The 9,523-nt window shown below is 59.6% G+C and carries 7 protein-coding genes; 2 read left to right on the plus strand and 5 right to left on the minus strand.

The window, feature by feature from the left end:
- Positions 1 to 124: 124 nt before the first annotated feature.
- The 4 genes from HX792_RS22585 to HX792_RS22600 all read right to left on the minus strand — a co-directional run bounded on the left by HX792_RS22585 (position 125) and on the right by HX792_RS22600 (position 6,749).
- Entirely contained in the window at positions 125 to 1,540 is a 1,416-nt protein-coding gene (locus HX792_RS22585) for an efflux transporter outer membrane subunit (protein WP_176998170.1), read from the minus strand.
- Positions 1,537 to 4,716: an efflux RND transporter permease subunit gene (locus HX792_RS22590; RefSeq protein WP_176998171.1), complete on the minus strand. Its 3,180-nt coding sequence runs from the start codon at positions 4,714 to 4,716 to the stop codon at positions 1,537 to 1,539. Before HX792_RS22590 ends, HX792_RS22585 begins: the two co-directional genes overlap by 4 nt.
- 15 nt (positions 4,717 to 4,731) lie before the next feature.
- Positions 4,732 to 5,973 carry a multidrug efflux RND transporter periplasmic adaptor subunit MexE gene (gene mexE, locus HX792_RS22595; RefSeq protein ID WP_176998172.1) on the minus strand — a complete coding sequence of 414 codons (1,242 nt, stop codon included), beginning with the start codon at positions 5,971 to 5,973 and terminating at the stop codon, positions 4,732 to 4,734.
- A 239-nt stretch (positions 5,974 to 6,212) separates the two neighbouring features.
- Complete coding sequence (locus tag HX792_RS22600; RefSeq protein WP_176998173.1) at positions 6,213 to 6,749, minus strand: sterol desaturase family protein; 537 nt, start codon at positions 6,747 to 6,749, stop codon at positions 6,213 to 6,215.
- 379 nt (positions 6,750 to 7,128) lie between these two features.
- On the opposite strand from HX792_RS22600, the gene HX792_RS22605 reads away from it, so the two are divergent.
- Positions 7,129 to 7,446 (plus strand): hypothetical protein, encoded by a 318-nt coding sequence (locus HX792_RS22605; RefSeq protein WP_176998179.1) that lies wholly within the window; start codon positions 7,129 to 7,131, stop codon positions 7,444 to 7,446.
- Between the two features lie 69 nt (positions 7,447 to 7,515).
- Here the strand turns inward: HX792_RS22605 and HX792_RS22610 are convergent, their stop codons facing one another.
- Positions 7,516 to 8,406 (minus strand): EcsC family protein, encoded by an 891-nt coding sequence (locus HX792_RS22610; RefSeq protein WP_176998174.1) that lies wholly within the window; start codon positions 8,404 to 8,406, stop codon positions 7,516 to 7,518.
- A gap of 274 nt (positions 8,407 to 8,680) precedes the next feature.
- On the opposite strand from HX792_RS22610, the gene HX792_RS22615 reads away from it, so the two are divergent.
- On the plus strand, positions 8,681 to 9,523 hold an 843-nt coding region (locus HX792_RS22615; protein WP_176998175.1), incomplete at its 3' end, for a ShlB/FhaC/HecB family hemolysin secretion/activation protein.

Below are 9,523 nucleotides of genomic sequence, written 5' to 3' on the forward strand. Positions count from 1 at the left end.
CTAATCTGACTTACAGAAGTCACTTTCAACATTTTAGGAAGTCCTGACAAAAAAAGCCCCACGACCGAATAGGGCATGGGGCTAAAAATTGGCTGGATGCGACCAACCAAAGGAGCTCTTTACATCACTTGGCGCTGGCGACCACCGTGTCCGGCTGCCAGCCACCCCCCAAGGCCTTGTAGATCGCGACGATGCCGCGGTACAGGTCCACTTCGGCCTGGGCCTGGGAGTCTTCGGCGGCCAGGCGTTCGCGCTGGGCGTCGAGCAGTACCAGGAAGTCCACGGTGCCTTCGCGATAACGAATCGCGGCGAGGTCAGCGGCGGCGCGGCTCGACTCACTCTGACGAATCAGCGAAACCAGACGCTGCTGGCGCTTGCCGTAATCACTGAAGGCATTTTCCGACTCTTCCAATGCCAGCAACACTTGCTGCTCATACGTCGCCAGTGCGCCATCGGCCTCGGCATTCGCGCCGCGCAAACGTGCACGCACGCTGCCCAGGTCAAACGCTGCCCAGGTAATGCTTGGGCCCAGGGACCAGGCATTCGCGGCAGCCGAACCGATCTGCGAACCACGCCCTGCGGTAAAGCCGAGGAACCCGCTGAGGCTGACCCGTGGGAACAAGTCGGCCTTGGCCACGCCGATACGCGCGGTGGCGGCGGCCAGTTTGCGCTCGGCACTGAGAATGTCCGGCCGACGTTGCAGCAGTTGCCCCGGGTCGCCAATCGGCAACGCCTTGGCAATTGCCGGCAGGTCTTTGGGGCTCAGGTCCACGGTCAGCTTGTCCGGGCGCTGGCCGAGGAGGGTGGCGATGCGGTTACGCTCGCGCACTTGCTCGGCTTGCAGTTGCGGGACGCTGGCTTCAACGGCGGCCAGGCGCGCATCGGCGCGTTCCACGTCGAGCTGATCACCCACGCCAGCGTCACGCAGGCTGACGGTGATGGTGCGCGATTCCTGCTGGTTCTTCAGGTTGTCCAGGGCGATGCGTTCGCGCAGTTGAGCGCCGCGCAGTTGACCGTAAGCGTCCACCAGTTCAGCAATCATGGTGACTTGCAGTTGGTACAGGTCGGCTTCGGCGACCTGTTGGTCAGCGTCGCTGGCCTCCAGGTTGCGGCGGATACGGCCGAACAAGTCGACTTCCCAGGCCATGTCCAGGCCCAGGTCATAACGCTCGCTGTTCACACGCTTGGTGGTCTGGCCCGGGATCTGGCCCTTGCCCACATCGCTGCTGGCGCGAGTGGTGACCACCGGCATGATGTCGGTCGCCACGTCATCACGGATGGCCCGTGCCGCTCGCAGGCGGGCAAAGGCCACGCGCAGGTCGCGGTTACCGCTCAACGACTGGGTGACCAGTTGGTTGAGGGTCGGGTCGTCGAATTGCTGCCACCAGATGCCTTCGTACTTGGCGTGGTCGTAGCTCTTGGTGTCGGCGGCGGCCGTGATGTTGGCCGCCTCCAGCTTCTCGGTCTTGTAGTCCGGGCCCACGGCACAGGCGCTCAGCGCCAGTACCAACAAGCTCGGCAGGAATACTTTTACGCTCATTGCTGTGTCTCCAGCTTCAAGGCCTTGGCCGCTTTGCGTGCTTCGCTGCGCTCGACATAGCGACGAATCAATACGTAGAACACTGGCGTCAGCAACAGACCGAAGAAGGTCACACCGATCATCCCGGAGAACACCGCCACGCCCATGGCATGACGCATCTCGGCACCGGCACCGCTGGACAACACCAGAGGCACCACACCCATGATGAAGGCGAAGGAGGTCATCAGGATCGGCCGCAGACGCAGACGGCAGGCTTCCAGTACCGCTGCGAGCGGGTCGAGGCCTTCCTGCTGTTTGTCCTTGGCAAACTCGACGATCAGAATCGCGTTCTTGCACGCCAGGCCCACCAGTACGATCAAGCCGATCTGGGTGAAGATGTTGTTGTCGCCGCCCGAGATGATCACCCCGGTGATGGCCGACAGCAGCGTCATCGGTACGATCAGGATCACCGCCAGTGGCAGGCTCCAGCTTTCGTATTGGGCGGCCAGTACCAGGAACGCCAGCAGTACGCAGAGCGGGAACACGAACAGCGCGGTGTTGCCCGAGAGGATTTGCTGATAGGTCAGGTCGGTCCACTCGTAGGTCATGCCGTTGGGCAGTTCTTCTTTGAGCAGCTTTTCAATCGCGGCCTGGGCCTGGCCGGAGCTGTAGCCCGGTGCGGCGTTGCCGTTGATTTCAGCGGTGATAAAGCCGTTGTAGTGCATCACGCGGTCCGGGCCCGAGGTGTCGCTGACCTTGATAAAGGTCGCCAACGGGATCATCTCGCCTTTGTTGTTGCGTACTTTCAGCTGGCCGATCTGGTCTTCATCCAGGCGGAACTGCTGCTCAGCCTGCACGTTGACCTGGTAAGTACGGCCAAAGCGGTTGAAGTCGTTGGCATACAGCGAACCCAGGTAGATCTGCAGGGTGTCGAAGATGTCGCTGATCGCCACGCCGTGGGTCTTGGCCTTTTCGCGGTCGATGGCAGCATCGACCTGAGGCACGTTGACCGTGTAGCTGGTGAACAGGCCGAACAGCTCCGGCGTGGTACGGCTCTTGGTGATGATGTTCTGGGTTTCTTTGTACAGCTCGTCATATCCCAGGTTGCCACGGTCTTCGATCTGCAGGCGGAAACCACCAATCGTACCCAGGCCCTGTACCGGCGGCGGTGGGAAGATCGCCATGTAGGCTTCCTGGATGCTGCTGTATTTGCCGTTGAGTGCACCGGCAATCGCACCGGCGGACATGCTCGGGTCTTTACGCTCGTCGAACGGCTTCAAGGTCACGAACACGATGCCGCTGTTCGGGCTGTTGGTGAAACCGTTGATCGACAGGCCCGGGAACGCTACGGCGCTTTCCACGCCTGGTTGTTTCAGCGCGATGTCGGACATGCGCTTGATCACGTCTTCGGTGCGGTCCAGGCTCGCGGCGTCCGGCAGTTGGGCGAAGGCCACCAGGTATTGCTTGTCCTGGGCCGGTACGAAACCGGTTGGCGTGTGGGCAAAGCCCAGCCAGGTCAGGACCATCAGGCCGGCGTACAGGAACAGCGCGATACCACTGCCGCGAATCACTCGGCGAACAGTGCCGACGTAACCGTGGCTGGCTTTCTCGAAGAAGCGGTTGAATGGACGGAACAACCAGCCACCCAGCAGCTTGTCGAGGAACTTGGAGAACGCGTCTTTCGGTGCATCGTGACCCTTGAGCAACACGGCCGCGAGGGCAGGGGACAAGGTCAGCGAGTTGAAGGCCGAAATCACCGTCGAGATCGCAATGGTCAAGGCGAACTGTTTGTAGAACTGCCCGGTCAAGCCGCTGATGAACGCCGCCGGGATGAACACCGCACACAGCACCAGGGCCGTGGCAATGATCGGGCCGGTCACTTCGCTCATGGCTTTTTCAGTGGCCGGGAACGGTTCCAGGCCCAGTTCGATGTTCCGTTCGACGTTCTCCACCACCACGATGGCGTCGTCCACCACGATACCGATCGCCAGTACCAGGCCGAACAGCGACAGCGCGTTGAGCGAGAAGCCAAACAGGTGCATCACCGCAAACGTACCGATCAACGATACCGGCACCGCCACCAACGGAATGATCGAGGCGCGCCAGGTTTGCAGGAACAGGATCACGACCAATACAACGAGGATCAGCGCTTCGAACAGGGTGTGAACCACTGCCTCGATGGAGCCACGCACGAAGATGGTGGGGTCATAGACGATGCTGAAGTCCATGCCTTCCGGGAAGCTCTTCTTCAGCTCCGCCATCTTGTCGCGCACTTCGTTGGAGATCTCGATCGCGTTGGAACCCGGGCGTTGGAAGATCGGGATCGCCACGGCCGGCTGGTTGTTGAGCAACGAACGCAAGGCGTACTGGCTGGAGCCCAGCTCTACCCGTGCAATGTCTTTGAGGCGCGTGATTTCACCATTGTCGCCAGAGCGAATGATGATGTTCTCGAACTCTTCCTCAGTCACCAGACGGCCCTGAGTGTTGATCGACAACTGGAAGCTGGTGGCATTCGGCGCAGGTTGTGCACCCAGGGCACCGGCGGCTACTTGACGGTTCTGCTCGCGGATCGCGGTCACCACATCCGTGGCGGTCAGGTTGCGCGAAGCGGTCTTGTTCGGGTCCAGCCATACACGCAGGGAGTAGTCGCCCATGCCGAACAGTTGCACGTCACCCACACCACCCAAACGGGCCAGCTCGTCTTTGACGTTGAGCAAGGCATAGTTGGACAGGTAGAGCATGTCGTAACGCTTGTCCGGGGAGGTCAAGTGCACAACCATGGTCAGGTCGGGGGAGGCCTTGTCCACGGTGATACCGATGCGCGTCACTTCCTCAGGCAGCTTTGGCTGAGTCCGGGTCACACGGTTTTGCACCTGCACCTGCGCGTTGTCCAGGTCAGTGCCCAGGGCGAAGGTGATCGTCAGGGTCAGCTTGCCATCCGCGGTCGACTGCGACGACATGTACAACATGTTTTCGACGCCGGTGATGGCTTGCTCCAAAGGGGCCGCAACGGTTTCACCGATGACTTTGGGGTTGGCGCCGGGGAAGTTGGCACGTACCACCACGGTCGGCGGTACCACTTCCGGGTATTCGCTGATCGGCAGCTTGAACAGCGAGATCGCACCGGCGATCAGGATCAGCAGCGAGAGCACCGCTGCGAAGATCGGCCGCGAAATGAAGAACTTGGAAAAATTCATCTTGAGTTGTGTCCCTTAACCGCGTGGAGTCGCGACGGCTGCGAGCTTGGGCGCGGCTTTATCCGGCGCCACTTGCTCCAGGTTGCTGGCTTCAAGCGCTTGTCGTTGTTGTGCCAAGGCGGCGAGGGTTTCCTTGCTGGCCATCGGGATAGTTTCCGGTGCAACCGGCGATCCCGGGCGAATGCGCTGCAAGCCCTTCACGACGATGGTGTCGTCCTTGTTCAAACCGCTGCGCACGATGCGCAGGCCTTCGATCTTCGGCCCCAGTTCCACGGCGCGGTAGGCCGGCTTGTCGCCGTCCATCACCAGCACGAACTTCTTGCCAAGGTCGGTGCCCACGGCTTCGTCATTGATCAGCACGGCGGAGTAGGTGCCGCTGCCAACCAATTTGAGACGGGCGTACAGGCCAGGGGTGTATTCGCCCTTGCTGTTATCAAACACAGCGCGACCGCGGATAGTGCCGGTGGCCGGGTTGACCTGGTTGTCGACGAAGTTCATCTGGCCCAGGTGCGGGTTGCCGGTTTCGTTGGACAGGCCCAGGTACACCGGGGTGGTTGCGCCACGGCGGCCTTCACGGGCCAGTTCGGTGTACTTGAGGTACACGCGCTCATCGGCGTCGAAGTAGGCGTAGACCTTGTCGGTGGAGACCACGCTGGTCAGCGGGGTGGTATCGGCGGTCACCAGGTTGCCGGCGGTGATTTCGGCACGGCTGACGCGGCCACTGATCGGCGACGTCACGCGGGTGAAGCTCAGGTTCAGCTTGGCCAGGTCCAGCTGCGCCTGGATACCGGCGACGGCTGCGCGGGCTTCCTGGGCTGCGGTGGTACGCGAATCGGCCAGCTCGGCGGAGATCGCGTTGCTCTGACGCAGGCGTTCGCCACGTTGCGCTTCGTTATCACTGCGAGTAGCAGCAGCTTTCGTTTGGGCAAGCTGGGCTTCGAGGCGGCGCACTTCAGACTGGAACGGACGCGGGTCGATCTGGAACAGCAGGTCGCCTTTTTTCACCAGGGCGCCTTCGGTGAAGGCCACCTGGTCGATCTGGCCCGACACGCGCGGACGGATCTGTACGGTTTCCGGGGCTTCCAGACGGCCGGTGAATTCATCCCACTCGTTGACCGGTTGTTCCAGCACCTTGGCCACGCTGACTTTTGCAGGGGGCATGGCGGCCGCTTGTTCCGGGGCTTTACCGCATGCGCTCATCACCACCACGGCCAAAATCGCCAAGGGGAAGCGCATATGTTTGAGTGACTGTTCCATGAGGTGCATCCGCCAATGTATTTGAGATGGGCGGATCATGCGCGGCGATGTGCTATGTCACGAATCGAATGAAACAAAGGTAACTATCATTCGGAATGATATAAGCGCGAGGTCAGCCCTCTAGCATGGGGGTTTCGTTAGGGGGCTATCAATGAGCGTGATGACAAAAGACTGTTGCCCGGGGTGCAAGGAACCTCGGGCAAGGTACAAGGTCCCGGCTGCCTGAGCTATTCAAGGCTTCACGCCCGTTCTTGATTTCCATCGAGCGCGTGAGCCCGAACGTAGGTGCGAAACACGTGATCCCATAACGGCGAGGACACCCCGAAGTTCTTCTCCACACCCTTGCGGTGATGCAGGTCATGGTTGGCCACCAACCGGGGAATCAGCGGGTACGCCCAATGCTCGGGACGATGCATCACGTAATGCACCGAGATATAGAAGAAGTATCCCGCAATCGCTCCGGCAAACATCGACGTCAATCCGACGTACCCCGCACACAGCAACAGCACGGCAAAGGTGGAGCTGGTCCTCCAGCTGGATACGCCGATGTAAGCCAGCACATCCACATGATGGGTCCAGTGCTCGCGGCGGTACAGCGAGTGAAACAGGAAGCGGTGCGCCGAATATTCCACCAGTGTCCAGGCCAGCAGGCCTGCGACGATTTGCACGGGGTCAATGGGGGCGAGGTACAGCGCCAGGACGATAAACAGGGGGACGGTGAAGAAGTCGAGGTAATACGCGACAGATGACATCAGCCATTTGTTTGAAGCGGCCATGGGCAGAAAATCCTTGTAGTGCTCAAGGGTTGAGTGAAGTGCCCGGCTCTCCAGGCAGGAAGACTATCCCGCGGGAATGATGCTACAGGCTGTAGGAAATTTCCCAGCGCAATAGGTGTCCGGGATCACACTCTGGTGTTTACGTCGCTGAAGCGTTCGTGCCAGTCTCTCGGCAGGCGGCAAGGGGCCGCCTCGTACACCAGGAGATTGACGTGGCTAAGTACTTCGATAATTCAGGGCTGTTCAAGATGAGTTCGTATCGCGGCATCCGCTCCACACGCAGCGCCATCACGGGCTGGGAGCTGAAAAACCTGTCCCTGAATACGAAGGAATTTTTGACATGTCCAAAGAACTACTCGGAGTTTCTGCTCTAGGCCTGATGGTATTGGGTGAGTTTTGTGCAATCTACAGCGAGGTAGCCACCGCCCGGCTTGCGCAAGTGGATAACGGCGCGTGGTCGGCCTTTGTCGTGCCGGTCCTGCTGATGTGCTTTGCAGGGTTGTGCCTGCTGGGGGCGTATTGGCTTGGTTATGTGGCGGTAGGTGACATTTGGGTGGTCACCGTGGTTTCCGTCACGTCGTTGTTGCTGCTTGAGCCGCTGGTGGTGTGGTGTCTGTTCCAGGAGATGCCGGGGCGCGGCGCGCTGATCGGGTTTGTCCTGGGGGCGTTGGGGATGCTGGCGACTGTGCTCCTGTAGTTGCACGCAGACTGGCTCGACTGTTAATGGTCGAGCCGGTTGCTACCGTTTCCAGCAGCGCTAAAGCGCTTAAGCCTCGGCTTCAGCGAAGTGGGGATGATAATCGGTGGCTGGTTTTACGGTCACCTCAATCACCTCTGGGCCATACTTCTGCGCCAGGAAGCGTTCTCGATACAGGTAGAAGGCTGCATCGCAGACCCTCATGGTGAAGTAGGCGTTGAAACCACCGCCCACAGCGGCTCCTACGACGGGAATTGTTTGTGCGAGTTTTGCTTTTGTGAGGCGTATCCCGAGGGCCTTGGCGATTTCTTGGATGATCTTGACGAAGACGCTTTTCTCCAACTCCTTCCAGGCCACTTTCTTGGCGGCATCCTGAGAGATCTTGATCAATTGAGCCATGGCGAGTGCCTTGGAGGCGTCTGTGGGCGAGGAGGCCAGGCCAAGCACGTTGAAGGCGAATAGCCGCTCCTCCTGGCGCGTGGTATCAAAACCATAATAGGCGGCGTATTCGCCAATTGCCCGAAGGTTAAGCGTGATCAATGTCGGGATATCGACTGCAAGACCCGCTATACCCGCCATCCCGGCGCCAGCGCCTTCCACTAAAGCGATGCCTTTGTATTTGGCTCCGAGGAATCCAACGACTTTGTCAATCTGCTCTAGATCCAGGTCGTGGATGTCTTTGTGCGCGTTAACCGTGCTGTGCCCATCATCACGAAATTCTTCGAAAATGGCCTCTGGCCTGACACTCCACTGGGCCGCGTCGTGGCATACACTGGTTAAGCCTTCGATGGCACCTTGGATCGCGGGGCCGACGCCAGGCGTCTTGAGCAGGTAGTCGCCTGCTAGATCCAGTGGTTGGTTTATCACCTTCAGAGCTTGGCCGAACCAGCCAATGTCAGGCTCTTTCCAGTTGTGAATTTCCTTGAGTGCGTGTTTCTCGTATTTGCTCAGCTTTGACATGCCGCGTCCTTTTGGAATGAATCAATCTTCAGTGATTTCAAAGTGCCATTATGTCGTGAGTGGTCGAATTTGTGTTGTCGAATTTTCAGGTGCATCGCCCTGCAAAAACGGCTGATCCAGTTAAGTGATTGATGCAAAACGATTAAATTTCTCGGTGTCAACTACAAATGTTTCGACTCTGAAACAATTTCGTACATTTTATTGACGCCATCAAAACGCCACCATAAGATCGCCGAAAACAATAGTGGCGTAAGGCTACTTAGAGGGATCTAAGATGTGGCGTTCGGTACGTCGGACCAGGCTCGGCCTGCTGTCCGCTTTTTTTTGCCTGGGCACAGCCAGTTTGGCTCAAGGCGCCACTCCACCGAACACACCAGGCGTCACCGACCTGATCCGCGACCGCCAGGACCGCCTGCTCGAAGATCAGCAACGCCGCCTCGAAGAACTCAAAGACCTGCCCGGAAAAAGTGCCGCGCCAGCCAAGCCGGCAGCGCCTGCCGACACCCGCTGCTTCACCATCAACACCATCGAACTCACCGGCGCCGACGCGTTATCCGAAAGCGAGCGCAACAGCCTGCTCAAACCCTACATCGGCCAATGCCTCGGCGTGCCGCAGCTCAACGAGTTGCTCAAGGTCATCACCGACCATTACCTGAGCAAAGGCCTGGTCACCAGCCGCGCCTACCTGCCGCAACAGGACCTCTCCAGTGGCAACCTGAAGGTGCAGGTGATCGAAGGCCGCCTGGAAGGAATGAAGGGCGAAGAGGGCAGCGGTATCAGCGATCGCCAACTGGCCATGACCTTCTCCGGCAAACCCGGCGACCTGCTCAACCTGCGTGAAATCGAGCAGATGGTCGACCAGTTGAACCGCCTGCCGTCGAACCAGGCGCAGATGGAACTGGCCCCCGGCAAGGCCGTTGGTGGCAGCGACGTGTTGGTGAAGAACGTCCCACAGAAACCCTGGCGCGTCGGCCTGTCACGCCACAACGGTGGTCAGCGCAGCACCGGCGAACAGCAGTGGGGCGCGAGCCTGGACTGGGACAACCCACTCGGCCTAGCCGATCAACTCTCCCTGCGTGGCGGCCATGATGCGGTCAGCGACCACCAGAAAACCTCG

Origin of the sequence: Pseudomonas sp. B6002 (assembly GCF_013385985.1) — a bacterium.
Classification (GTDB): domain Bacteria; phylum Pseudomonadota; class Gammaproteobacteria; order Pseudomonadales; family Pseudomonadaceae; genus Aquipseudomonas.

Bases quoted from the DNA above. Each gene is read 5' to 3' on its own strand.
- HX792_RS22585 (WP_176998170.1), bottom strand. From the start codon at position 1,540: ATGAGCGTAAAAGTATTCCTGCCGAGCTTGTTGGTACTGGCGCTGAGC.
- HX792_RS22590 (WP_176998171.1), bottom strand. From the start codon at position 4,716: ATGAATTTTTCCAAGTTCTTCATTTCGCGGCCGATCTTCGCAGCGGTG.
- mexE (WP_176998172.1), bottom strand. From the start codon at position 5,973: ATGGAACAGTCACTCAAACATATGCGCTTCCCCTTGGCGATTTTGGCC.
- HX792_RS22600 (WP_176998173.1), bottom strand. From the start codon at position 6,749: ATGGCCGCTTCAAACAAATGGCTGATGTCATCTGTCGCGTATTACCTC.
- HX792_RS22605 (WP_176998179.1), top strand. From the start codon at position 7,129: ATGGTATTGGGTGAGTTTTGTGCAATCTACAGCGAGGTAGCCACCGCC.
- HX792_RS22610 (WP_176998174.1), bottom strand. From the start codon at position 8,406: ATGTCAAAGCTGAGCAAATACGAGAAACACGCACTCAAGGAAATTCAC.